This window comes from Microbulbifer sp. SAOS-129_SWC, from assembly GCF_039696035.1.
GTDB lineage: Bacteria > Pseudomonadota > Gammaproteobacteria > Pseudomonadales > Cellvibrionaceae > Microbulbifer.
In genome coordinates this window covers 3928740-3953397 of sequence record NZ_CP155567.1, presented here as the reverse complement: position 1 = coordinate 3953397, position 24658 = coordinate 3928740, and the positions used below count along the sequence as shown (strand labels likewise).

Genomic DNA, 24658 nt, shown 5'->3' with positions numbered 1-24658 from the left:
CAGGTTTCAGGAAGCAATGAACGAGAGCAAGATTGAGAGGCTGGTGATTGTCGGTGGCGGTACCGCCGGCTGGATGACCGCCGCGCTGATGGCCAAAGTCCTCGGCAGAGCCATTGATATCGTCCTGGTCGAATCGGACAAGATCGGCAGTGTCGGCGTCGGCGAGGCCACGATCCCGCCGATCCTGCACTTCAACCGCGCACTGGGACTGGACGAGCGCGAGTTCCTGCGCGAGACCAAGGGCACCATCAAGCTGGGTATCCAATTCGAAAACTGGTGGAAAACAGGCGAAAGCTACATGCATGCCTTCGGCACCATCGGCAAGAATTTCCCCCTGTGTGATTTCCACCACTACTGGCGCCGCAGCCAGCAGGGCGCCACGCCCGCGAGCCTATGGGATTACTCGCTCAACTACCAGGCTGCCATCCACAACAAATTTGCCCACCTGGCACAGATTCAGGGCACCAGCCTGCCGGGGCTGACCTACGCCTATCACTTCGATGCCGGGCTCTATGCGCGCTTCCTGCGCCGCTACAGCGAGCGCAGTGGTGTGCGGCGCATCGAGGGCACGGTTGACCATGTGCAGCGCCATCCCGACAGCGGGCATGTGGACAGTCTGCTGCTGGAAAATGGCGAGCGCATCGCCGGCGACCTGTTTGTCGATTGCACCGGCATGGCCGCGCTGCTGATCGACAAGACTCTCGGTGTGGACTACGAGGACTGGTCCCACTGGCTGCCCTGCGACCGGGCGCAGGCGGTACCGAGCGCCGCGCCGCGCGCGCCGGCGCCCTACACCCGCGCCATTGCCCACGCCGCCGGCTGGCAGTGGCAGATTCCACTGCAGCACCGCACCGGCAACGGCCTGGTGTATTCGAGCGCGCACTACAGCGATGAACAGGCGCGGGAAATCCTGTTGAGTCACCTCCCCGGGGAGGCGCTGGCGGAGCCGAAAACCATCGCGTTTCGCACCGGGCGCCGGCGCGAACCCTGGCACAAGAACGTGATCAGTATCGGGCTTTCCAGCGGTTTCCTGGAGCCGCTGGAATCGACCAGCATCCACCTGATCCAGACCGCGGCGACGCGACTCGCCAAGCTGTTCCCGCACCGCGGCATCCAGCCCGAGGAAATAGCGGAGTACAACCGCCAGTCGCAGGTGGAAATGGAGCGCATCAGGGACTTTATCATTCTGCACTACAAGGCCAACGCGCGGCACGACAGCGATTTCTGGCGGGCCTGCGCCACGATGGATGTGCCGGACGGTTTGCGTGAAAAAATGGCGCTGTTCGCCAAGACCGGCAAGCTATTCCGCGACTACGACGATCTCTTCTCGGAGGCGGCCTGGCAGCAGGTGCTGATCGGCCAGGGCATATTGCCGGAGGATTACCATCCGCTGGCCGACAACCTGTCGGAGCAGCAGCTGGCGGAACTGATGCAGAACCTGAAAATCCTGATCGATGGCACCGTGGCAAAGTTGCCACAACACGCGCAGTTTTTACGCGCGGTGAACGGGGGTTAAGCGTTGCGATGCCTTCGGGGGATTGGCGCTGATTGGCCTGTGCGCTTGCGCACACTTTTCGGGTAATAAAAAACCGCGGCGCAGCCGCGGTTTTTTCACCGGGGAAGCAGCTCAGTGCTCGGTTTCCACCGCGCGCCTGTCCTGGCTGCTGACGGTTTCGGTAGTGGTAAAGCCGTTGCACACCACCACATCCACATCCAGCGAGCCGATCACCCGCTCGGCGGTATTACCGCGCAGCAGGGAGCCGGTTTCGCCGTACTGATTCAGGGTACCCATCACCACCACGTCGGCATCGACTTCTTTCGCCACTTCGGCCACCACGTCGTTGGTATAACCGTGCTTGACGTGAATGCGGCTGGTGGGGACACCGGTTTTGTCCGCCAGTTTGGCCAGTGCGCCGCGGTCCGGGTAGCGCATGGAGTCCAGGTAGGCGTTAACCAGGTGCAGTTCGGCACCGTAGCTTTCGGCAACATAGTTGGCGCGTTCGCTGATCTGCCGGTTGAGCTGGCGCTGCTGGCTGGTCTGTGCCTGGTAATTCACCGTGGCCAGCACCACTTTGCGTTTGTCCTTGGCGCCGGGGCGGATCAGCACTATCGGGCAGCGCGCGCCTTTGAGCACCTGCCACTTGGATTCCGCGAAGGTGAAGCGCCGGCTGGTCTTGGCGTGCACCGGCAGGTAGACCATTTCCGCATTGTAGCGTTTGGACTCCTGGATGATGGCGCCCTGCCAGTCGCTCGACCAGCACACCAGCAGCTCATAGGCGAGGCCGGCTTCCTCTACCGGCTTGCGGATCTGGTCGCGGAACCAGAACTCGTCGCGGAACAGGTGGTCGTTGCTCGCGCGGGTATCCACGGCCTCGCCGTCGACGGCGACAAAAATAATCAGTTTGAGGGTGGGATTGCGCAGCTTGGCAGTGGTGAGGGCCCGCTCCAGGGCCACGTGACGGTCGTCATTGGGATCGACGACGACGAACAGGTTTTTCTGGTCGACTTGCATTTTCTCTCCTCGGCTGGGGGGATCCGTTTACCGATTGCTAACGGATCCCGGAAATGTCCTTTTCCCGTGCCACGCCGGCCGCGCCAACCCCTCGGCCGGCAGTGGCCGGCGGAGGGGAGAGTAACACAGTCGTTTATTGATTTTGTTGCGTCGGTATTTTTTCCAGCGCCGCTTTCAGTTCTTTGAGTTTTTCTTTCACCCGCGCGGCGTTGTCCGGGCCCATGCGAATCATCAGTTTCTGGATACCCGGCAGCTTTTCCAGTTTGGGATCGGCAAATTTGTAATAGACGGACGGGCGTACCAGCTGGATCGGCTGCTCCGCTTCCGGCGCCGCCAGCACCTGGTCAATGGCTTGCAGCACCAGCTGATGGAAGGATTTTCCCTTCACGCCCAGCTCGCCGTAAGCCTCGGACAGGCGCGGATACCAGAAGCGGTAGAGCTTGACCGCGGTGTCGGTATCCACTGCGGCGAACAGGCGCACCGGATTGTCGTAACGGTGGTAGTTATCCGGCGACAGCTCCATACCGGTGGCACCGCTCTTGTCGACCACCAGTGGCTCGCGAATATTCTTGAACGGGCGATGCTTGGTCACCAGGCTGCCGCTGGCAGCGGAGTTAACCGCGGCCACCCACTTGCGCACCACTTCGTCGGCAACCAGCCAGCGCCCCAGGGCACCGTCTGGCGCCAGGCTCAGCAGATCGCCGTAGGCTTCCTTGTCGCTGTCGTCCAGTGCGGGTAGTTTGCGCTCGGGCTTCGTCTCGGGTACCGGCTCCGGAGCCGGCTGGGGGGCTTCCATCTGGGGTTCTTCTTGCGGCTCGGGCGTGGGTTCCGGGGCCGGCTCGGTGACGGCCGGGGGTTCGACCTTGCGATCGCCCTCACGAGCGAGAAAGAAGTAGGCGGCCGCGGCCAGCACGGCGATGGTGAGAAGGCCCGCGATCCATGCGCGGCTCGACTGTTGTTCCGACATACCCTGGCTCCTGTGTGTGTGGTTACCCGCCGGTCAACGGCTTTGACCGCGTTTGTCGCGCGGGGTTTCCGCCTTGCGGACAGCCCTACCATACTCCCGCCGCTGGCCCGCGACAAAATTGCGGACGACCGGTCGGGTAACCGCACCGGCCGCTTTCCCCCGCAGCGGCGGCAGCAACGCGGTGAAATTACTGCGCGGGTGCCTGGCGTGCAGGCTATCTTCCTCTGTCAGCTTAGCTCGCCCGCTGCCGCGCGCCGCGCTTTTGTCCGCACGGCCAGCGACCGCCGGGCCACCCTTGCAGGCGATCCCGCGGCACAGCCCGACACCGGTACCTACGCCCCCGCGCGGGAGGATGTAGCGCGGGGCACTGGCATTACAGTAGCCTGAGCAAACTGCGACCGAAAAGAAGAGAGAGAGAATGACCAGATTCGCCCGCCTGCTGATGGCCCTGAGCCTGTGCAGCGCCCAGGCCGCCTGCGCCGCCGAAGGCCATCGCGCAGCACCGACCGATCCCTATTGGCAGAACGCCACTGTCTATTTCCTGCTGACGGACCGCTTTGCCAACGGCAATACGAAGAACGATCACGCCTACGGCCGCGGTGACGATGCGGCGCCCCTGCGCGGCTTTGCCGGCGGTGATCTGCAGGGGGTGATCGACAAGCTGGACGATGGCTATTTCGACAAGCTGGGCGTGGACGCCATCTGGACCTCGCCGGTATTCGAGCAGATCCACGGCAGTACCGACGAGGGTACCGGTCGCACCTACGCCTACCACGGCTACTGGATCAAGGACTGGACCGCGATCGACGCCAATCTGGGCAGCGAACAGGATTTTGCCCGCTTCGTGGCCACCGCCCACCGCCACGGCATCCGCGTGTTGATGGATGTGGTCCTCAACCACACCGGCCCGGTTACCGACCGCGATCCGCAGTGGCCGGACGCCTGGGTGCGTACCCAGCCGGTGTGCGACTGGAGTGGCTACGCCGGTGCTGTGGACTGCACACTGGTGAAGAACCTGCCGGATATCCGCACCGACAGCGACAAGCCGGTGGCACTGCCGCCACAGTTGCTGGCGAAGTGGAAACGCGAGGGCCGCCTGCAGCAGGAGCAGGCGGAGCTGGATGCGTTCTTTGCGCGCACCGGCTACCCGCGCGCGCCCAAGTACTACCTGATCAAGTGGCTGACTGATCCGGTGCGCGAATACGGTGTAGACGGCTTCCGCGTGGACACCACCAAGCACGTGGAGCCGGAAGTCTGGGCGGCACTGAAGAAAGAGTCCGGACTGGCGCTGGCGGACTGGAAGGCGCGCAATCCGAACAGGAAACTCGATGACCGCGACTTCTTTATGGTCGGTGAAGTCTACGGTTTCGGCGCCAATGATTTCGGCGCGACCAAGGGGCGCGACTACGATTACGGCGACCGCAAGGTGGATTTCTTCAATTACGGTTTTGACAGTTTGATCAATTTCGCCTTCCCGCAGCAGGCCAGGGAAGAAATGGAGCCGCTGTTTGCCAGTTACTCGCAGGACCTGCACGGCGGTGCACTCGACGGTGTCGGCTTGCTCAATTACCTGGCCTCTCACGATGATGGTGGTTCCTACGACCGCGCGCGCAAACACACCTATACCGCCGCGCTCAAACTGATGTTGGCCCCGGGGGCGGCGCAAATCTATTACGGCGACGAACTGGCGCGTCCCCTGACCGCCAAAGCCGAGGGCGATGCCCAGCTGCGCAGCTCTATGAATTGGGGCGACCTGAAGAGCGACAAAACCCGTGCGCTGCTGGCGCACTGGCAGAAACTCGGCCAGTTCCGCCACGCCCATCCGGCGGTGGGCGCCGGGGTGCACAAAAAGCTCGCCGACAAACCTTACACGTTCTCGCGTGTGCTCGGTGATCGCGACCGCGTGCTGGTCTCCATCGGCCTGCCTGCGGGCGACAAGGCAGTGCCGGTCTACGGGCTGTTTGCCGACGGCACCCGCCTGAAAGACTATTACTCCGGGCGTGAGGTGACGGTGAGCCAAGGCCGGGTGAGCCTGGATACGCCCTTCGCACTGGTGTTGCTGGGGCAGCCCTTGCCGGGATAGGCCCAGCCAGGACAGGCCCAGCCGGGCTGTGTGGCAGCGCGCGCATTACCGGGCAGGGCAGTGCGCAGGCTGTCACAGTTTTCTGCTACGCCCCATTCGGGGAGGATGTGCCCCAAACGGGGCCTTTCCTAATCTGTCGGCGCAACGATGCCGAAATCACAGTTGTACCGTGCCGTTCGGCCGCAAATCCAAACAATAATAACGGTACAAAACGATGAGAGAATCCGTGTATCGCGGCCGCGCCCGGCTGCTGCTTTGTTCCTGCCTGTTATTCACCGGTTACTCCGCCACAGCCTCCGCCGACTGGTATTTCCGCGGCACGGCCAATAACTGGAGTGCCACGGCCCTGGAACTGGTTTCCGGAAGCGAATACAGAACCTGCCAGACTTTTGCCAGCGGAGACGCCAGCGGCGGCCCGCGTTTCAAGATCGATCGCTACGGTGACTGGAGCGAGAGCTACCCGAGTGGCGATTACACCGTCGGCGGCGCCAGCAGTTACGAAATCACCTTCGACAGCGGTACACACAGTATCGCTGTCAGCGCCGTTGCCAGCTGCGACGGCGGTTATGTCAGCAATTTCCCCTCGCTCTATTTCCGCGGCACGCCCAACAACTGGGGCAGCACCGCGATGACCCTGGTGGGCGACCACACCTGGGAAGTGAACCTCGCATTCGATGGCGCCGCGGACCAGCGCTACAAGCTGGATCTGTACGGCGACTGGAGCCAGGACTACGGCGATGACAACAGCGACGGTGTCCTGGAAGCGAGCGGTGCGGATATTGCCACCGGCGTCAGCGGCGATTACCTGTTGCGGGTCAATGACAGCAGCCTCGCTTACCAGCTGGTGGCGACCGGCAGCAGCAGTAGTAGCAGTAGTAGCAGTAGTAGCAGTAGTAGTAGTAGCAGTAGCAGTAGCAGTAGCAGTAGTGGCGGCACCGGTGACAGCTGGTATTTCCGCGGCACCGCCAACGGCTGGGCGGCGACGGCGATGACCAGTGCAGACAATGTCAGTTTCTGCACCGAGCAGAGTTTTGCCAGTGGCGATGCCGGCGGCGGCCCGCGCTTCAAGATCGACCACTTCGCCGACTGGACCGAGAGTTACCCCGCTGCCGACTATGCGGTAAACACCAACACCGATTACCAGATCTGCTTCGATGCCGGCAGCCATGCAATCAGCGTCACCGATCTCGGTGGCGGTTCCAGCAGCAGCTCCAGTTCCAGCTCCGGCGGAACGGCCGACAGCGGCAGCGACTTCCGCGCCGAGACCATCTACTTTGTGCTGACCGCGCGCTTCTACGATGGCGATCCGTCGAACAACTACTACAACCGCGACAACATCATGCCCGGCGATCCGCAGTGGCGCGGCGACTTCAAGGGCCTGATTGAACAGCTCGATTACATCAAAGACCTGGGCTTCAGCGCTATCTGGGTAACGCCGCCGGTGGAAAACCGCAGTGGCCTCGACTATCACGGTTATCACGCCTACGACTGGACCACCGTCGACCCGCGCCTGGAATCCGCGGATGCCACCTACCAGGACTTTATCGACGCGGCCCATGCCAAGGGCCTCAAGGTGATCCAGGATGTGGTGATCAATCACTCCAGCCAGTACGGTATTCGCGGCCAGGTGTGGATCGACCACCTGCCGATCAAGTACTACGTGCCCGCGGGCAGCAGCCAGGGCATGATCAGCAACGATCCTTACTTCGGCAATCTGGGGGACTACCAGAGCCAATTCCGCGATGACAACGACAACCCGGTGGCACCGCAGTGGTTCCGCGACCGGCACACATCTGATGCGGATGGTATCGAGCCGCTGGTGGATCCGAACACCGGCATTACCGTGCCGCTGGCCGGCTACGATCCCAATCGCTTCTTCGGCATCGACGCCAACAACCTGGATCCGGCCTGGTATCACCAGGACGGCTTTATGGCCGGCGGCGACTGGGAAAATCCCACCGCGCTGCAGAACAAGCATATGGCCGGCGACACCATCGACCTGGCCACCAGTAACCAGAACGTTAAGGACTACCTCAACGGCGCCATCGATCACTATCTCGATATGGGGGTGGATGCGATCCGCCTGGACACCGTCAAGCACGTCGAGCGCGATGAACTGCTGACCTACGTGCACCAGTGGCAGGCGCACAAGCCGGGCCTGTTCGTATTCGGCGAAGACCTGGTCAAGGGGCTCGGTTTCGGTTCGGAGCTGGGCAATGACAATGCGTCGGCGGTGATCCGCCCCTGGTGGTATACCCGCACCGGCAGTGATCCCAGCAATCCGCAGGGGGATTCCAATTTCTCGGTACTGGATTTCCCGCTGTTTTCCACCTTCCGCGACAACGTGACCCACGGCAGCTTCAGCGGCATCAAGGGCGCGTTGGATATGGACTGGACCTACGCCGATCCCACCGAGCTGGTGACCTTCTTCCAGAACCACGACGTGGGCCCGGACAACGACTTCAAATACCGCTTCGGCGGCGCCGAGAGCTATGCGGCCATGGCCTACAACCTGCTGTGGACCATCCGCGGTATCCCGACGCTCTACTACGGCGAGGAGGTCATGTTCCAGGGCGGCCTGCCGCAGGATATCCAGTCCTCCAGCGACACCCTCGACCAGACCGGCCGCGCCTACTACGGCTCGGTGCTGGACGATCCGACCACCCCGAACGGCAACCTGTACAAGCATATCCAGCGCCTGAACCAGATACGCCACGCGATACCCGCGTTGCAGAAGGGCCGCATGGAGCAGGTCAGTGAATGGGGCGCGGGCATGAGCTTTGCGCGCAACTATGCCGGCAACGCCACCGAGGGCAGCTCCTACGCAGTGGTGGGGCTGGCCGCGGGTTACGACCAGGGCGTTACGGTTTCCGGTATTCCCAACGGCACCTATACCGATGCGGTCACCGGCGCGCAGATCCAGGTGAGCGGCGGCAGCATCAGCTTTACCGTCAAGGCCTACTCCGCCGGTGTCTACGTGCTGAACGGACCGGGCAAGGTCGGCGTCGACGGTCCCTATCTGTACTGACGGCCCAGGCGTATCGCCATACCGGCGCAGGCCGGTATGGCGACCCCGACGCTGAACCTGCAACGACAGATAAAAATAAAGTGGACAGAACGATGAAGAGAAAACTGTTTTTTGCCGCGCTGCTGGTGGCCAGCGCGCACGCCAGCGCCGACTGGTATTTTCGCGGAACCCCCAACGCCTGGGGCGCAACCGCGATGGACTTTGTCAGCGGCACCGAATACAAGATCTGCCAGAGCTTTGCCACGGGTGATGCCAGCGGCGGCCCGCGCTTCAAGATCGATCGCGCCGGTGACTGGCAGGAATCCTACCCCGCGTCCGACTATAGTGTCGGTTCCAATAAAAACTACGAAATTGTTTTTTACAGTGACACCCACTCGATCCAGGTAACTGAGGTGTCGAGCTGCAATTCCTTCGGCGGCGGCAGCGGATTCGCCAGCAATTTTTCCAGCCTCTATTTCCGCGGAACCCCCAACGCCTGGGGTAGCAGTGCCATGCAACTGGTGGCGGATCACACCTGGCAGCTCACCGTGTCCTTCGACGGCCAGACAGATCAGCGCTTCAAGTTCGACGTGAGCGGCGACTGGAGCCAGAACTACGGCGACGACAATAGCGACGGCGTGCTCGATCAGAGCGGTGCGGACATCTACACACCGGTGACAGGCGACTACCTGATCACGGTCGACGACAGCACCATGGCCTACACGCTGGAATCCACCGCTGGCGGCTGCAGCCAGAACTGCGGCGGTGTGCAGACCCTGGGTGCGATCTATTCACCCACCGGGACCACCTTCTCCCTGTGGTCGCCGGATCACAGCAATGTGCAGCTGGTGCTGGATGGCCAGACTTATACGATGGGTAAGATTGCCGACGCCAACGGTTATACCGACGTCTACTCGGTAACTGTCAGCGGTGACTGGAAACTGAAACCCTATTATTTTGTCGTCAATGGCGTGGTGGTGCGCGATCCCTACGGGAAAATGGCGGAGCCGAACAGCGACAATGATATCGTTATGGATCTCGACAGCACGGCACTGCCCGGCGGCTGGTCCGCGCGCCCGGCGCTCGCCAATCGCGAAGATGCAGTGATTTACGAGGTGCATGTGCGCGATTTCACCATCGACACCAATTCCGGCGTCGACGCGACCAAGCGCGGCAAGTTCCTCGGCATGGTCGAGAGCGGTACCAGCCACAGCGGTGTGGCCACCGGTATCGACCACCTGAAGGAACTGGGGGTGACCCATGTGCAGCTGATGCCGGTGTTCGATTTCAACTCCTGCGCCGACCCGGCCGACAGCAGTTGCTACAACTGGGGCTACGACCCGCGCAACTACAATGTGCCCGAAGACCGCTACTCACAGACGCCCTACGACTACGAAAACCGCGTGCGCGAGTTCAAGCAGGTGGTGGACGAATTCCACAAGGCCGGCATCCGCGTGATCATGGACGTGGTCTACAACCACACCTATTCCAAGCAGGTGTTGCAGCCGATCACGGACCAGTACTACACCGCTACCGACCTGTCCGGCACCGGCAACAGCATCGATGCCAATGTGCCGATGGTCGGGCGCATGATCCGCGATTCACTGGAGTACTGGGTGAATGAATACAATATCGACGGTTTCCGTTTCGACCTGATCGGCGTGTTCGACTACGACGACGTGGGGGCCTGGGGCAGCTACCTGAACAGCAAATTCCCCGGCCGCAACCTGCTGGTCTACGGCGAGCCCTGGAACGGCTACGCCTCGGATCCGCGCGAGGCCCAGCGCCTGCGCCTGGGCACCGTCGGCCGTATCTACCAGTCCCATGTGGGCGTGTTCAACCCGAAATTCCGCGAGGCGATCAAGGGCCAGAACGACAGCGGCGGCTGCAACAGTGGCGACTGTTTTGCCTTCAATGACAACCCGGATACCTGGCGTATCGAGGTGGGCAGCCGCGGCGGTATTCGTTACACACAGGATGCCAATACCGTTATTGATACCTGGGACCCGATGTTCGCAATGGATCCGGAACAGAGCATCAATTATGTCTCCGCCCACGACAACCTGACCCTGCGCGACAAGATCCTGGCCTGGGCCGACCTGAACGGCATTGGCCACAGCGACCCCTACCTGAAGCGCATTCAGAAGTTTGCCAACGGTGTGGTGTTGACCAGCCAGGGCATTCCGTTTCTACACGGCGGTGTCGAAATGATGCGCGACAAGCAGGGCGATGCCAACAGCTACCAATCGCCGGATTCGATCAACGAGTACAACTGGCAGTGGAAGATCGACAACGCGGATATCCTCGCCTACTACGAGGACGTCATCGCCATGCGCAAGGCGCACCCGGCCTTCCGCCTGACCAGCTGGGACGCCATCGACCAGCATATGGTGACGAGCCGGCCGCGCTACGGCGTGGTGGTCAACCGTATCGACGGCGCCGCCGTCGGCGACAGCTGGAGCGATGTCATCGTGATCTACAACAGTGCCGACAACTACAGTGTCAGCCTGCCCGCCGGCGACTGGAAAGTGGCGATGGAGAAGGCCGACCCGGCGGCCGGTAATGGCCGAGTGGTCAGCGGCTCCGTGGTCGCCGAGGGCACTGCGGTGACTGTGCTCTACCGTTAATCTCCGTTCTGGGCGAACCCGCGGGCCGGCGGCCCGCACGGGCGGACACAAGGTCCGCCCGTGCGGAAGCATTGCGGTATTCCCAGCTGTTTCAGTGCCCAAAGCGCTCCGTAAGCAGTGCAGCGGATATTGACCACACCGCCGAATCTGTAGGGCCGAAGGCGCCGCGAATGCATGGAGCGGCCGGGGCGGACCTTGTGTCCGCCCTGATCCCCGGCCGGCAGCGCTCAAGCCGCGGCCAGGCGCCGACCGGTTCACACAAATCCCGATTCCCGCGCCAACTTAAGCCTACCTTAAGTCTGCCTTAATTTAGCCCCCGTAGACTCACTGCATCGAAAGTCCCCGCGAGGATTTGCAGTGGAAGGCTATCAAACCGTGACCCAATCTGACGTCGCCATCTCCCAGCCGCCGATTGTGCCCAGCTGGCCGGGCTTTTCCCTGGCCGGCGCCGGTGATCCCGGCCGCATCGAGGTGGAGCGGTATATCTCCACGGTGTTTGCCGCTACCTACGGGGCGCGGCTCTACAGTTTCCTGCCGCTGCTGCTGGCGCAGCGCGACGGCGACAGTATCCACGCCGCGCTGGGGCTGCGCCGCGCCGACAGCGCGCCGCTGTTCCTGGAACAGTACCTGGAGCAGCCGGTGGAACAGCGCCTGGCGGAGGCCAGCGGCAGCGCGGTGGCGCGCGCGGACATCGTCGAGATCGGCAACCTGGTGTCCACCTCGCGCGGCAGCAGCCGCCTGCTGTTCCTGATGCTGGCGGAGCTCTTCGCCGCCGCCGGGGTGACCTGGGCCATCTTCACCGCCACCCCGGAAGTCCACCGCCTGCTCGGCAAACTGACCGGCAACCAGGTGGTGCTGTGCCGGGCGGACGGCCGGCGCCTCGGCGGCAAGCTCGCCGACTGGGGCAGTTACTACGATACCGAACCGGCGGTCACGGCGATCAATGTCGCCGAGGAGCGCCGCAGACTTTTCAACAGGCCGCTGATTCGCGAACTGCTGCTCGGCTGCAGCGCGCCGGCACAGGCGATGGCGGCAGCGTTACGGGGGGAGCCCAGATGCAATTGATCGAACACCTTGACCGGCAGGCCTGCGCCTTCCCCGAGCGCGCCGCCCTGATCGGCGAGCCCGCTGGCGCCAGCTACAGTTATGCACAGTTGCTGCGCGAGGTGGCGGCGATCGCTGCAGCGCTGCGCCAGCGCGAACTGCGCGTGCTCGGCCTCTACGCCGACAACGGCCCCGCCTGGCTGCTGGTGGACCTGGCCTGCCAGGCCGCCGGTGTGACCCTGGTACCGCTGCCGGCCTTTTTTTCCCAGCAGCAGCTGGCCCACACCATCGACAGCAGCGGCATGCAGGCGCTGCTGACCGATGACTGCGAGCGCTTCACCGCGCTCGAGCAGGTGGGCGAGGCGCTGGCCGGCGTCGCCGGCCTGGCCATGATCGATATCCCCACGGCCGCGCCGGTGGCGCTGCCGGCGCAGACGGCCAAGATCACCTTTACCTCCGGCTCCACCGGCACGCCGCGCGGCGTCTGCCTGTCCGACGAGACCCAGCTGAACACCGCCGCGGCGCTGGCCCGGCAGCTGGAGCTGCTGGGCTGCGCGCGCCACCTGTGCCTGCTGCCGCTGGCCACACTGCTGGAAAACGTCGCCGGCGCCTACACCAGCTGGCTGCTCGGCGGCACGGTGATGGCGCCGGGGCTGGCGCGTCTGGGGCTGTCCGGCAGTTCGCAGCTGGATAGCGCGCAGCTGTGCCGCTGTATCGATGAATACCAGCCGGACAGCCTGATCCTGCTGCCGCAGATCCTGAAAGCCCTGGTGGCGCAGATCCAGGCCGGCGCCTGGGCGCCGACGCGCTCGCTGCGTTTCGTCGCCGTCGGCGGCGGCAAGGTGGCACCGGACCTGTTGCGCCAGGCGCGCAGCCACGGCCTGCCGGTGTTCGAGGGCTACGGCCTGTCCGAATGCGGCTCGGTGGTGGCGCTGAACCTGCCCGGTGCCGACCGCCCCGGCGCCGCCGGACGGCCGCTGTCGCACTGCGAAATCGCCGTGCGCGACGGCGAAGTGGTGGTGCGCGGGCCGCGCTATCTCGGCTACCTGAACGATGCGCAGGCGGGCGAAGAGGGCGAGTGGCTCGCCACCGGCGACCTGGGCGAGTTCGACCGGGACGGCTTCCTGCACATTACCGGGCGCAAGAAAAACCTGCTGATCAGTTCCTTCGGCCGCAATATCTCCCCGGAGTGGATCGAGAGCGAAATTTTACTGGACCCGCAGGTGTTGCAGTGCGTGGTGCTCGGCGATGCGCGCCCGCACTGCAGCGCGCTGATCTTCGCCCACCCGGTCGCCAGCACTGAACAGATTGAACAGTGGCTGCAATCGGTCAATGCGCGCTTGCCGGACTATGCGCAGGTGCGCAACTGGGCGCCGCTGCCGGCGCCGCTGACGTTTGCCGACGGCCTGCTCACCGCCAACGGCCGCCCGCGCCGCGATGCCATCGCCGCGCGCTACCAGGAATCGATCGAGAATCTGTACCGAGGAGCCGCCTGATGCCTTTTTACGACGAACTGCAACAGCAGACCGAAGCCGCACGCCAGTCCCTGCTCGGCGTAGCGCTGATCCAGCGCGGCGCCCGCGGCGAGATCAGCCTGGATGAATACACCGCTTTCCTGACCCAGGCCTACTACCACGTCAAGCACACGGTGCCGCTGATGATGGCCTGCGGCAGCCGCCTGAGCGACAGGCAGGAGTGGCTGCGCGAGGCGCTCGTCGAATATATCGAGGAGGAGACCGGCCACCAGCAGTGGATTCTGAACGACATCGCCGCCTGCGGCGGCGACGCCGAGGCGGTGCGCAACGGCCAGCCGAACCTGTCCACCGAACTGATGGTCGCCTACGCCTACGACACCATCGCGCGCGGCAACCCGCTGGGTTTCTTCGGCATGGTCAATGTGCTCGAGGGCACCAGCATCGCGCTGGCCACCAACGCCGCGCGCGCGATCCAGCAATCCCTGGGCTTGCCCAGCAAGGCGTTCAGCTACCTGCTGTCCCACGGCGACCTGGATATCGGCCATGTCGATTTTTTCAGGGGGCTGATGAACCGCATCGAAGATCCGGCGGACAAACAGGCCATCGTGCACAGTGCGCGGGTCATGTTCCGCCTCTACGGCGATATCTTCCGCGAAGTGGAATGCCGCGCGACTGCGGCGGAGGTGGCCTGATGAGCGCCGAGGACAAAACACTGACCGTACTCATCACCGGCGCCAGCGGCGGCATCGGCGGCGCCATTGCGCGGCTGCTGGCGGCGCAGGGGCACCGCCTGCTGCTGCAGGGGCGCAACGCCGAGCGCCTGCAGGTGCTGCGCGCATCGCTGCCGCACAGCGACAGTCACCTGGTGCTGGCCGCGGACCTGCTCGATGCCGGCCTGCGCCGGCAGCTGGTGGAGCGCTGCGCGGCGATTCCCGGCGGCGTGGATGTGTTGATCAACAATGCCGGCGTTTCCACCTTTGCGCTGCTCGCCGATATGAGCGATGCAGAACTGGCGCGCACGCTGCACACCAACCTGCTGGTGCCGATGGCGCTGACCCGCGACCTGCTGCCGCTGCTGCAGCGCAGCGAACACGCCGCGGTGATCAATATCGGCTCCGCCTTTGGCCATATCGGTCACCCGGGCTTCGCCGCCTACGGCGCGAGCAAATCCGGCCTGCACGGTTTTACCGAGGCGCTGCGCCGCGAACTCAGCGATAGCGCTGTGCGCGTGCACTACCTGGCGCCGCGGGCGGTGGATACCGCGCTCAACACCGCCGCGGTCAACGACCTGAACCGCACCCTCGGCAACAAGTCCGACTCGCCGGAAACCGTCGCGCAGCTGTGTCTGCAGCTGCTGCAGGGGCGCGCCAGTGGCCGCCGCTTTATCGGCTGGCCGGAGCGCCTGTTTATCAAGGTCAACGCGCTGTTCCCGGCGCTGGTGGATTCGGCCCTGGCGAAGAAACTGCCGCTGATCCGCCAGTTCGCACAACAGAATATCCAGGCTTCAAAATAGAAAGAGGACTGCAACTGTGAAGAAGATAAGCGTTAAAAAAATTCTGGCGGCACTGCCGCTGGCCGCCGCTGTGCTGTTCTCGCCGCTGCTGTGGGCGGACGCCGCCGGCGATACGGTGACCGCGCTGCAGAAATCCTGGGCGCAGATCAAATACCGCACGGCGGAAAAGCAGCAGGCGGACAAGTTCGCCGCGCTGGCCCGGCAGGCGCGCGCCGCCACCGCCGAGTATCCGAACAGCGCTCCGGTGTGGATCTGGAGCGGTATCATCCGCGCTTCCTACGCCGGCGCCAAGGGCGGCCTCGGTGCGCTGTCCGCGGTGAAAGCGGCCAAGTCCGACCTGGAGCACGCCATCGCCATCGACGGCAGCGCCCAGGACGGCGCCGCCTACACCAGCCTCGGCTCGCTCTACTACCAGGTGCCCGGCTGGCCAATCGGCTTCGGCGATGATAAAAAAGCCGCTGAGTACCTGCAGAAGGGGCTGGAATTCGGCGCCAATGATGTAGACGCCAACTATTTCTACGCCGACTACCTGTTCGACCAGAAAGACTATGCGCAGGCACTCACCTATGCGCAGCGCGCCGAGGCCGCACCGGCAGATCCCGCGCGGCCGCTGGCCAGCGAGGGGCGCCTGGGTGAAATCAAAAAACTGAAGGCCAGGATTCAACAGAAAATGCGCTAGCTTTTGGGAACCAGTTTCCCGCGGCCTGCTAAGGAATAACGATTGAGAGTCCTGCTGATCGAGGATGACAGCTCCCTGGCCGACGGCATCGCCACGGCACTGCGCCACAGCGGCTACGCCGTCGACCTGGCCGCCACGGGGCGCGAGGGTATTGCACTGGCCCGCGCAGCACGGCCGGATGTCATCCTGCTCGACTTGGGCCTGCCGGACCTGGACGGCGTCGAGGTGCTGCAGCAGCTGCGCGCCGGCGGGAGCAAGTCCGCGGTGCTGATCCTGACCGCGCGCGACGACCTGGCCTCCAAGGTGCGCGGCCTCGACGCCGGCGCCGACGACTACCTGACCAAGCCCTTTGCCGTCGACGAGCTGCTGGCGCGCCTGCGCGCACTGGAGCGGCGCGCCGGCGGCGGCGTCAGCGCCGAGATCGCCATCGGCGATGTGACCATCAATCTCGCCAGCCACGAAGTGAAGCGCGCCGGTGTCGCGGTGAAGCTGTCGCGGCGCGAGTTCACCCTGCTGCGGGCACTGGCGGAGCGCCCCGGCCATATCCTCAGCCGCGAACAGCTGGAAGACAAGCTGTACAGCTGGGGCGAGGCCGTTTCCAGCAACACCGTGGATGTGCATATCCACAACCTGCGCAAGAAAATCTATCCGGAGTTTATCCAGACCATTCGCGGTGTCGGTTACAAGCTGGGGACTCCGTGAAATCCATCCGCGTATTCCTGCTGATCGCGCTGCTGTCCACCATTGTGCTGGTCAATTTTGTTTCGGCGGTGCACGGCTATCGCGCCAGTATGGCCGAGGCGCAACAGCTGTTCGACCGGCAGATGGCCGCCAGTGCCCGCCTGCTGGCGGCGATGCCGGCGCCGCAGGCGGCACCGCTGGTTGTCGCGCAGACGGGGCAGCAGGCGTTCCAGGTGTGGAGCGACGGCGGCCGGCAGTTGCTGGTGCGCTCGGCCAATGCACCGGACCAGCCGCTCGGCACTTTCGCGGAGGGCTACCGCGAGCTGAATTTCTCCGGCTACCGCTGGCGCGTGCTGTGTTACTTTGTGCCGCAGTCGAACCGCCGCGTGTTGGTGGCCGAGCGCATCGACCTGCGCTATGCGCTGGCCGACCGGGTGATCCTGGCATCGGTGCTGCCGATCCTGCTGGGTATTCCCGTGGCGGGCATACTGATCTGGCTGGTGGTGGGGCGCGGCCTGCGCAGCCTGCGGCAGCTGGCCGCGGCGCTGCGCGACAAGCGCGCCGAAGACCTGAGCCCGCTGCCGCTGGCGCAGCCGCCGGAGGAGCTGCAGCCGGTGGTCAACTCCACCAACGCGCTGCTGGCGCGGCTGCGCGCCTCGTTCGAACGCGAACGGCGCTTTTCCGCCGACGCCGCCCACGAACTGCGCACACCGATCAGCGCCATCCAGGTGCACGCCCACAACCTGCAGCAGGAGCTGCAGCAGTGCCAGTTGCCGCAGCCGCCGGAATCCCTGTGCCAGCTGCAGAGCAGTGTCGAACGCATGGCACACCTGGTGGAACAGATGCTGAATCTGTATCGCACTACGCCGGACCACTACCCGATGCGCTTCGAGCCCATCGACCTGCACCGGCTGGCACAGGAGGTGATCGCGGAAAACTACCGTGTTTTTGCCGACAGGAACCAGTCCATCGAGTTGAGCGGCGGTGGCGCTAGCGTGGCCGGCGACCGTTTTGCGCTATCGATCCTGCTGAAGAACCTGTTGAGCAATGCCAACAAATACACACCGGTAGGCGGCCGTATCGAAGTGGCGCTGCAGGAGCGGGGCGAGCGGGTGACACTGCGGGTCGACGACTCCGGTGTCGGCCTGGACGAGGCGGAGTACCAGCGTATTTTCGAGCGTTTCTACCGCGTCGGCGGCGACCGCCACGTTACCGGTGCCGCCGGCTGTGGCCTGGGCCTGTCGATCGTCGAGCACATAGCGCAGCTGCACGGCGCCAGTATCCGGCTGGCGCCGTCGAAGTTCGGCCAGGGGCTGTCGGTGCAGATTGAATTTCCCCGGCGGGCGGGCACAAATGCGGGTGAGGGTGCGCTCGCCGCTGCGGACGGGGAACAGACGCATGGTTAGCTGCAGGAAAAAAATTGCCGCGCTGTTATCGCTGGCAGCGGGCGTCTGGGGGGCCGGATATCCGCAGGTCGAGCTGGAAATCCGCGACCACCTGTTTACTCCCTCGGAACTGGTGGTGCCGGCCAACACCAAGGTCAAGCTGATTGTCTACAACCGCGACCCGACCCCGGAGGAGTTCGAGAGCTATCAGCTCAACCGCGAGAAGGTCATCATCGGCGGCCAGCGCGCGATCATCTTTATCGGCCCGCTGGCGCCGGGAGAGTACCCGTTCTTCGGCGAGTTCAATCCCAAGACGGCGCAGGGAAAAGTCATCGCCAGGTAATTCGGGGAAGCCGTTATGCTTTTGAGCAGCGTTATCATCATTCTGCGGGAAGTCCTCGAAGCGGCCATGCTGTTGTGCATCCTGCTGGCGATGAGCCGTTTTATGGACATGCGCGCGCGCTGGTTTTATGCCTCGCTGGCGGCGGGCGTGGTCGGGGCCGTCGCCTACGGCCACAACCTGGGCCTGATTTCCAACGCCTTCGACGGCGCCGGCCAGGAGCTGTCCGACGCCGCGCTGCAGCTGGCCATCTACCTGCTGCTGTTGCTGCTCGTGCCGCTGATGGTGATCAATCACTACCGCGGCAGCTATCGCCTGCCACTGTTGCAGTGCGCCATGTTGCTGGCGGTGGCACTGGCGGTATTGCGCGAGGGTTCGGAGATCTACGTCTACCTGTCCGCGTTCCGCTACCAGTCGCAGCTTTTCAGCGGCGTGATCACCGGCGCGCTGCTCGGTGTCGGAATCGGTTTCAGCATCGGCGCGCTCTGTTACTACCTGCTGCTGGGGCTGCCGCGGCGCTATACACTGCTGGCGGCCTGTATACTGCTGACCCTGGTGGGTGCCGGTATGTGCGCCCAGGCGGCGCGGATGCTGATCCAGGTGGACTGGCTGCCGTCGCAGCCGCCGCTGTGGGACACCTCGGCACTGTTGCCGGAGGAATCGCTGCCGGGGCAGCTGCTGTATGCGTTGATTAGCTACGAGGCCTCGCCGACACCGATCGAGGTTGCCATTTATGCTGTCAGCATGGCGCTGATGGTGTTGTTGATTGGATTGACTTTCTATGCCTGTCGTTCTGACCGTGCCGACCGGGTTCCCGCCGCGCGTGCGCACTAGCGGGCTGCTGGCGCTCGGCTGCGCCGCCGTCCTGTGGCAGCCCGGCGCACGCGCCGACGGTGTGGTCGTCGACCGTGTCTACGATCCCTACGTGCAGCCGCTGGAAAAGGAAATCGAGTGGCGCGCCGTGGGCCAGGGCGACAGCGACGACGATGCGCTGGACAACCTGCAGCTGCAGCGTCTCGGTATCGGGCGCAGCTTTTCCGACCGTTGGGCCGGCGAGATTTACCTCTTCGGACAAAACACCGAGGACCAGAATTTCGATTTCGAGGGTTCGGAACTGGAAGCCAAATGGCAGCTGACCGAGCAGGGCGAATACGCCGCGGACTGGGGTATGCTGTTCGAACTCGAATACGAGCGCAACCGCCAGCAGTGGGAGGCGGCCACGACACTGATCAGTGCGCGCGAGTGGGGCCGCTGGACCGGCACCGCGAATTTCGCCGTTCTCTACGAATGGAGCGACGACTACGTCAACGAGTGGGAAACCCAGCTGCGCCTGCAGGCCCGCTACCGGCTGTCGCCAAAGTTCGAACCGATGCTGGAGCTCTACGCCGGCCAGGGCACCCTGGGCCTGGGGCCGGTGATGCGCGGCACGAAGAAGTTTCGGGCCGCGCGTCAGCTGATCTGGGAGGCGGGGGTGATTCTGGGGATTACCGAAGAGAGCCCGGACCAGACATTGCGGCTGTCGCTGGAGTACGAGTTTTACTGAGCCCCGGGTGGGCGGACACAAGGTCCGCCCCTACGGAAGCATTGCAGCATTTCTAGCTGTTCCAGTGCCCAAAGCACTCCGTAAGCGCCGCAGCGGATACCGCCCACACAACTGAATCCGTAGGGCCGAAGGCGCCGCGAATGCGTGGAGCGGCCGGAGCGAACCTTGTGCCCGCCATTGTGGCCCCGGCCCGGTCCGCTGCTACAGGCCGCTATTGAACACGCAGGATACGGCTGGCAAACGGCGGCAGCTGCAGGGCGATCTCGCCCTCGCCATCCTTCACCAGCATTTCTGCTTTCACTGTGCTGTCGAGCTGGCCGCTCAGCTCGTAACGGCCGTCCTGCAGCTGCCACTGCTGCAATAACTCCGCCGGCACCCGCAGCGTCAGCTGTTTCGCTTTATCGGCAAAATTCGCCACCACCAGCAGTTTCTCCCCGCCACTCCAGCGCGCAAACGCAAACAGTTGCTCGTCGTAACCGGGTGAGTGTTGGCGGTTGTATTGGTGCAGGTCGGCGTAGTGGCCGCGCAGCGCCTTGTCGCTGGCGGCGAAGTTCAGCAGTTTGCGGTAGAAGCTGCGCAGCTGTTTTTCGCTGTCGCTGAGCTGGCCGCCGTCGTACTTGCCGTTGTCGATCCAGCGGCGCACGCTGGGCACCGACCAGTAATCGAAAATGGTGGTGCGGCTGGCCTTGCCGAAGCCGGCATCGCCCTCGGCCTTCTCGCCCAGTTCCTGGCCGAAGTAGACCAGCGTCGGCGAGGCGGCGATGGTGGCGGATACCAGCATTGCCGGTTTGCCGGCGGCGCCGCTGCCGGCGAACTCTCTGCTGGCGATACGCTGCTCGTCGTGGTTTTCCATAAAGTGCAGCAGGTGCGGGGCGATATCCTGCAGGTCCGCCTGCACTTCGGCGATACGGTCGGTGCTGCCCTTGCCTTCCATCACTGCGCGGATGGCGTCATAGGTACCCACCTTGTCATAGAGGTAATCCATCTTGCCGAGGTGGATATAATCGCGGTAGCGCTCCGGTGTGTAGATTTCGGCGATTAGCACCGCATCGGGCTTTTGCATCTTGATGGAGGAGTTCAGGTAGCTCCAGAACTCCACCGGTACCATGCCGGCCATATCATAGCGGAAGCCGTCGACGCCGAAGCCGAGCCAGTACTGGGTGATATCGCGGAACTTCTTCCAGGTGTCCGGCACGTCCTTGTCGGCCCAGAAGGCGGCGTGCGCGCGGTAGTCTTTGTGCGCATAGTCCGCCGGCAATTTGGGGAAGTCCTCGCTGCCGTCCGGGCGCACGCCGAAATTGAGTTTGACCGTCTCGTACCAGTCGCTGGCAACCGGCTGCGCCGCGCGGGATCCGTTGCCGGTCCACTTGGCCGGGCTCTCGGCAAACTTGCCATCCACCAGCGGATTCGCTTCGCCGCCCAGCGGCTGGTAGCCGTCCTCGGCGACCGGCACTTTGAAATCCTGGCCGGGCACATAGTAGAAATTGTTGTTGCGCGCGTAGGTGACCGAAGTGTCGTCGTCCGCGCCAAAGTCGCGCACGCCCTCGGGTTTGGCGACGGAGTGGTAGCCCCGCGCCACGTGGTTGGGCACGATATCCATGATCACCTTCAGGCCCGCCGCGTGGCTGCGCTCGATGAGTGCGCGGAATTCCTGCTGGCGCTTGGCTGGGTCGTCGGCTAGGTCCGGGTCGACGCTGTAGTAGTCCTTGATCGCGTAGGGGGAGCCGGCGCGGCCCTTGACCACGTCCGGATCGTCGTTGTCGATGCCGTACTTGGTGTAGTCGCGCACCAGTGCGTGGTGCAGCGCGCCGGTGTACCAGATGTAGGTGGCGCCGAGGGCGCGGATCTGCGCCAGCGCTTGCGGGGTGAAATCGCTGAACTTGCCCACGCCGTTTTCTTCGACGGTGCCCCAGGGTTTGTTGGTGGGGTTGGTGTTGCCGAACAGGCGCGTCATGACCTGGTAGATCACCGGCTTTTGCGCGCTTGCCGCGGCGGGCTGCTGCCCGGCGGCCGCGCCTTTATCCGCAGTGGCCGTTACATCGGCTGGTGTGTGGGTGTCGGGTTGCGGGCCGCAGGCGCCGAGGCCGCTGGCGGCGAGCGCGATGGCGGCGCTGAGCCAGTAATGTTTTTTCATCGATTGCATTGCTCTTTGTATTTTCTGGAAGCGTTGCTGCCTCAATGTAATTTTTCAGGTCGTCATGCCGGCGCAGGTCGGTATCCAGGCATGTGGCTCCTGGGTCGCGGCCTGCGCCGGAACGACGGATAACGTCAGTGTTTTACACGCAGCTTCAGCGGCGCTTTACTCCAGTTGAATTTGATCTGCAGCTGGTGAACACGCTTGTCGAACCAGGCACCGCTCTGCTTATCGGCCAGATCCTTTTCGCTGGACAGGATCGGCAGGGCTTGGCCGCCGATTGCGACAGCGGCCGGCGGCTGCTGCCAGTTGTGAATTTTCAGCGTGACGCTGCGCTCCGCCGGCGCGTCCCGGTAGCCGTTGCCTTCCTGGCTGAAGGCGAAGTCGATACCGTCGGCGTTGCGCGCGGCATTGAAATGCAGCATCTGGTACTCGCCGCGTGCGAAGGCGCCGGCGGTCACGCCATCGTCTTCATAGACTTTGCCGCTGGAGGTCACCGCGGTTGGGTGCGCGTAGTAATCTAGGCTCAGCTGCTTGCTGGAATATTCGCGCGTGTTGGCCATACCGGCGACGGTGGGAATAAAGGCGCCGGCGCGCACCAGTACCGGGATCGTATCCAGATCCACGGCGACATCGGCGCTGTCACCGCTGTACTGGTCGTCGTTCCAGTAATCGAACCAGACGCCGCCGGGCAGTTTTACTTGCACGCTATCGACGCCGGCTGCGGTCACCGGCGCGACGAGGAAGTCGTGTCCCCACAGGTAGGCGTCCTTGTCGTCCATCAGCGCCGGGTCATTTTCGTTCTCGAAAAACAGCGGGCGCATCAGCGGCATGCCGGTCTGGCTGTTGTCGAAGGCGAGGGTGTAGTTGTAGGGCAGCAGGCGGTAGCGCAGCTTGATGAACTTGCGCGCGATATCGCGGGTGGTGCGGTCGTGGAATACCGGTTCCGGGGCAATTTCCTCCTGCGCGTGCGGGCGGTAGACCGGCTGGAAGACGCCGTATTCGAGCCAGCGCAGGTAGAGTTCGCGATCGAACTTGTCGCCGCCGGCAAAACCGCCCAGATCGGAGTGGGTATAACCGAAGCCGAGCAGGCCCATCTGCAGCGACAGCTCCACCTGTGGCTGCAGGCCGCCCCAGGCGCGGCTGACGTCGCCGGTCCACGGAATCATGCCGTAACGCTGTGAACCGGGGAAGCCGGCGCGCATCATGATAAACGGGCGCCGCGCGGGCTGTTCCGCGCTCTGGCGCTGGTACAGCATCTGTGCCCAGCGGTGGCCATACGCATTGTGCACTTCATCGGCCATGCCGATCGCATGCACGGTATCGGCCGGGTGTACTTCCGGCTCCCCCAGGTCGCCCCACCAGCCGGCCACGCCCTGCTCGAGCAGGCCGTGATAGATATTCCAGAACCAATCGCGGCCGTCCTTGGAGAAAACGTCGATCAGGCCGGTATTACCGAAATAGAAATCGAAACGCTTGGGATCGCCGGCCAGGTTGTGCGCCAGCGCATTGTGCGCCACGGCGTCGTCCCAGCGCTTGGAGGTGGTCAGCACGAACGGCTCGGTCACCAGGATGGTATTGATGCCGCGCTGCTTGAAGTCGGCCATCATTTTTTGCGGTTCGGGGAAGGCTTTTTTATCCCAGGCCAGGTTGCCCATATGGCCCTGGATATCCGGGCCGAACCAGTAGAGGTCCAGCACCACCGCGTCGAGGGGAAAGTCTTCCTCGGCAAACTTGTCCACGGTCGCGCGGACTTCCTTCTCGGTGTGATAACCGAAGCGCGAGGCGAAATTGCCGAACGCCCAGCGCGGCGGCAGCGGCTGGCGACCGGTGACATCGACGTAGTTTGCGATCAGCTGCGGATAGTTGTCGCCGGCGACGATCACGTAGGAAGTACGCCCGGCCACCGCATCAAACTGCAACACGTCTTTGTCACTGGCGCCGAGATCCATATTGCCGCTGGCGCTGTTGTCGAACAGCAGAATGTACTTGTTGCTGGACAGGACCGCCGGCAGGCTGAAGTACATCTGGCTGGATTCGGTGGTGTAGCCGTAGTGCGCCTTGTTGTACAGCGGGAAGCGCTGGCCGCGACGGTCCATGCCCAGCACCCGCTCGCCGCCGCCGAGCAGCTTCTCGTCATCACCCAGCTTGAAACGGAAACCGCGCATGGTTTCCCGGGCAAAGAACCCCAGCTCCTCGCCGACCAGCGGTCTACCGTTGTGCCGGTAATCGATATGAAACGGCGACTTGTGAATGATGGCGGTCAGGCCGCTGGTGCGGTAAACCAGCTGGTCTTTCTCATCCTTCAGGCTGGCTTCGGCCGAGCGCGTTTTTTTGTCGATGGCGAAAGAGGGCAGCTGCTTCAGCCCGTCGCGCTGGTAGTGGACTTCCATCGCCGCGCTGTTCAGCGGCGTCAGCGTCACGCTGCCGTCGCTGGTGGCGATGGTCAGGGAATGTTCGTGCAGCTGGTGGCTGCGGTAGACCCGCGGTGCCTTTTTCTGGGCCGCGGCGCTGTTATTGGCCGCAGTACTCGCATTGGCCGCAGCGCTGCACAGCAGCAATAGCACCGCACAGCCGCGCAGGAAAAACTTGGACATCATCATCGCCTCTACTCTCAATGCGAAGGTCTCTCGAAGGTCTCTATACGAAGGCCCTGCTGCCGGGGGGC

Annotated in this window: 18 protein-coding genes; 14 read left to right on the top strand and 4 right to left on the bottom strand. The window is 63.8% G+C overall.

The window, feature by feature from the left end; translation table 11 throughout:
- Positions 1-16: 16 nt before the first annotated feature.
- Positions 17-1516: a tryptophan halogenase family protein gene (locus ABDK11_RS16870; protein WP_346837689.1), complete on the top strand. Its 1500-nt coding sequence runs from the start codon at positions 17-19 to the stop codon at positions 1514-1516.
- A 111-nt stretch (positions 1517-1627) separates the two neighbouring features.
- Here ABDK11_RS16870 and ABDK11_RS16865 read toward each other — a convergent pair whose 3' ends face one another.
- Together ABDK11_RS16865 and ABDK11_RS16860 are read right to left on the bottom strand one after the other, a co-directional pair.
- Positions 1628-2512 (bottom strand): universal stress protein, encoded by an 885-nt coding sequence (locus ABDK11_RS16865; RefSeq protein ID WP_346837688.1) that lies wholly within the window; start codon positions 2510-2512, stop codon positions 1628-1630.
- A gap of 133 nt (positions 2513-2645) precedes the next feature.
- The gene (locus ABDK11_RS16860) at positions 2646-3479 is read right to left on the bottom strand and encodes a DUF3014 domain-containing protein (protein WP_346837687.1); all 834 of its coding nucleotides are present in this window, start codon (positions 3477-3479) and stop codon (positions 2646-2648) included.
- A 418-nt stretch (positions 3480-3897) separates the two neighbouring features.
- Between ABDK11_RS16860 and ABDK11_RS16855 the strand changes: the two genes are divergently transcribed.
- The 13 genes from ABDK11_RS16855 to ABDK11_RS16795 all read left to right on the top strand — a co-directional run bounded on the left by ABDK11_RS16855 (position 3898) and on the right by ABDK11_RS16795 (position 19856).
- The gene (locus ABDK11_RS16855) at positions 3898-5562 is read left to right on the top strand and encodes an alpha-amylase family glycosyl hydrolase (RefSeq protein WP_346837686.1); all 1665 of its coding nucleotides are present in this window, start codon (positions 3898-3900) and stop codon (positions 5560-5562) included.
- 214 nt (positions 5563-5776) lie between these two features.
- Positions 5777-8590, top strand: a complete 2814-nt coding sequence (locus tag ABDK11_RS16850) for an alpha-amylase family glycosyl hydrolase (RefSeq protein WP_346837685.1) — start codon at positions 5777-5779, stop codon at positions 8588-8590.
- A gap of 92 nt (positions 8591-8682) precedes the next feature.
- The gene (pulA, locus tag ABDK11_RS16845; RefSeq protein WP_346837684.1) at positions 8683-11196 is read left to right on the top strand and encodes a type I pullulanase; all 2514 of its coding nucleotides are present in this window, start codon (positions 8683-8685) and stop codon (positions 11194-11196) included.
- Positions 11197-11553: 357 nt separating this feature from the next.
- A complete protein-coding gene (locus ABDK11_RS16840; RefSeq protein ID WP_346837683.1) occupies positions 11554-12261 on the top strand; it encodes a thermostable hemolysin in 708 nt (235 codons plus the stop codon).
- Positions 12252-13736, top strand: a complete 1485-nt coding sequence (locus ABDK11_RS16835; protein ID WP_346837682.1) for an AMP-binding protein — start codon at positions 12252-12254, stop codon at positions 13734-13736. Before ABDK11_RS16840 ends, ABDK11_RS16835 begins: the two co-directional genes overlap by 10 nt.
- Entirely contained in the window at positions 13736-14407 is a 672-nt protein-coding gene (locus ABDK11_RS16830; protein ID WP_346837681.1) for an iron-containing redox enzyme family protein, read from the top strand. The genes ABDK11_RS16835 and ABDK11_RS16830 overlap by 1 nt, the downstream gene beginning before the upstream one ends.
- Positions 14407-15228, top strand: a complete 822-nt coding sequence (locus ABDK11_RS16825) for an SDR family oxidoreductase (protein ID WP_346837680.1) — start codon at positions 14407-14409, stop codon at positions 15226-15228. Before ABDK11_RS16830 ends, ABDK11_RS16825 begins: the two co-directional genes overlap by 1 nt.
- A 16-nt stretch (positions 15229-15244) precedes the next feature.
- The gene (locus ABDK11_RS16820) at positions 15245-15907 is read left to right on the top strand and encodes a hypothetical protein (RefSeq protein ID WP_346837679.1); all 663 of its coding nucleotides are present in this window, start codon (positions 15245-15247) and stop codon (positions 15905-15907) included.
- A 42-nt stretch (positions 15908-15949) separates the two neighbouring features.
- Positions 15950-16609: a response regulator transcription factor gene (locus ABDK11_RS16815; protein ID WP_346837678.1), complete on the top strand. Its 660-nt coding sequence runs from the start codon at positions 15950-15952 to the stop codon at positions 16607-16609.
- Positions 16606-17994 carry an ATP-binding protein gene (locus ABDK11_RS16810; RefSeq protein ID WP_346837677.1) on the top strand — a complete coding sequence of 463 codons (1389 nt, stop codon included), beginning with the start codon at positions 16606-16608 and terminating at the stop codon, positions 17992-17994. The genes ABDK11_RS16815 and ABDK11_RS16810 overlap by 4 nt, the downstream gene beginning before the upstream one ends.
- Entirely contained in the window at positions 17987-18316 is a 330-nt protein-coding gene (locus ABDK11_RS16805; protein ID WP_346837676.1) for a cupredoxin domain-containing protein, read from the top strand. Before ABDK11_RS16810 ends, ABDK11_RS16805 begins: the two co-directional genes overlap by 8 nt.
- Positions 18317-18331: 15 nt before the next feature.
- Positions 18332-19147, top strand: coding sequence for an FTR1 family protein (locus tag ABDK11_RS16800; RefSeq protein WP_346837675.1), 816 nt, complete (start codon positions 18332-18334; stop codon positions 19145-19147).
- Positions 19095-19856: a hypothetical protein gene (locus tag ABDK11_RS16795; RefSeq protein ID WP_346837674.1), complete on the top strand. Its 762-nt coding sequence runs from the start codon at positions 19095-19097 to the stop codon at positions 19854-19856. Before ABDK11_RS16800 ends, ABDK11_RS16795 begins: the two co-directional genes overlap by 53 nt.
- Positions 19857-20067: 211 nt before the next feature.
- Here the strand turns inward: ABDK11_RS16795 and ABDK11_RS16790 are convergent, their stop codons facing one another.
- On the bottom strand, positions 20068-21990 hold the full coding sequence (locus tag ABDK11_RS16790; RefSeq protein ID WP_346837673.1) for an alpha-amylase family glycosyl hydrolase: 1923 nt from the start codon (positions 21988-21990) through the stop codon (positions 20068-20070).
- A gap of 134 nt (positions 21991-22124) precedes the next feature.
- Complete coding sequence (locus ABDK11_RS16785) at positions 22125-24590, bottom strand: TIM-barrel domain-containing protein (RefSeq protein WP_346837672.1); 2466 nt, start codon at positions 24588-24590, stop codon at positions 22125-22127.
- Positions 24591-24658 lie beyond the last annotated feature (68 nt).

Excerpts from the sequence above, each read along its gene's own strand:
- ABDK11_RS16835 (WP_346837682.1), top strand. The coding sequence starts at position 12,252 with ATGCAATTGATCGAACACCTTGACCGGCAGGCCTGCGCCTTCCCCGAG.
- ABDK11_RS16790 (WP_346837673.1), bottom strand. The coding sequence starts at position 21,990 with ATGAAAAAACATTACTGGCTCAGCGCCGCCATCGCGCTCGCCGCCAGC.
- ABDK11_RS16805 (WP_346837676.1), top strand. The coding sequence starts at position 17,987 with ATGGTTAGCTGCAGGAAAAAAATTGCCGCGCTGTTATCGCTGGCAGCG.
- ABDK11_RS16785 (WP_346837672.1), bottom strand. The coding sequence starts at position 24,590 with ATGATGTCCAAGTTTTTCCTGCGCGGCTGTGCGGTGCTATTGCTGCTG.
- ABDK11_RS16800 (WP_346837675.1), top strand. The coding sequence starts at position 18,332 with ATGCTTTTGAGCAGCGTTATCATCATTCTGCGGGAAGTCCTCGAAGCG.
- ABDK11_RS16870 (WP_346837689.1), top strand. The coding sequence starts at position 17 with ATGAACGAGAGCAAGATTGAGAGGCTGGTGATTGTCGGTGGCGGTACC.
- ABDK11_RS16865 (WP_346837688.1), bottom strand. The coding sequence starts at position 2,512 with ATGCAAGTCGACCAGAAAAACCTGTTCGTCGTCGTCGATCCCAATGAC.
- ABDK11_RS16825 (WP_346837680.1), top strand. The coding sequence starts at position 14,407 with ATGAGCGCCGAGGACAAAACACTGACCGTACTCATCACCGGCGCCAGC.
- ABDK11_RS16830 (WP_346837681.1), top strand. The coding sequence starts at position 13,736 with ATGCCTTTTTACGACGAACTGCAACAGCAGACCGAAGCCGCACGCCAG.
- ABDK11_RS16850 (WP_346837685.1), top strand. The coding sequence starts at position 5,777 with ATGAGAGAATCCGTGTATCGCGGCCGCGCCCGGCTGCTGCTTTGTTCC.
- ABDK11_RS16860 (WP_346837687.1), bottom strand. The coding sequence starts at position 3,479 with ATGTCGGAACAACAGTCGAGCCGCGCATGGATCGCGGGCCTTCTCACC.
- ABDK11_RS16795 (WP_346837674.1), top strand. The coding sequence starts at position 19,095 with ATGCCTGTCGTTCTGACCGTGCCGACCGGGTTCCCGCCGCGCGTGCGC.
- ABDK11_RS16855 (WP_346837686.1), top strand. The coding sequence starts at position 3,898 with ATGACCAGATTCGCCCGCCTGCTGATGGCCCTGAGCCTGTGCAGCGCC.
- pulA (WP_346837684.1), top strand. The coding sequence starts at position 8,683 with ATGAAGAGAAAACTGTTTTTTGCCGCGCTGCTGGTGGCCAGCGCGCAC.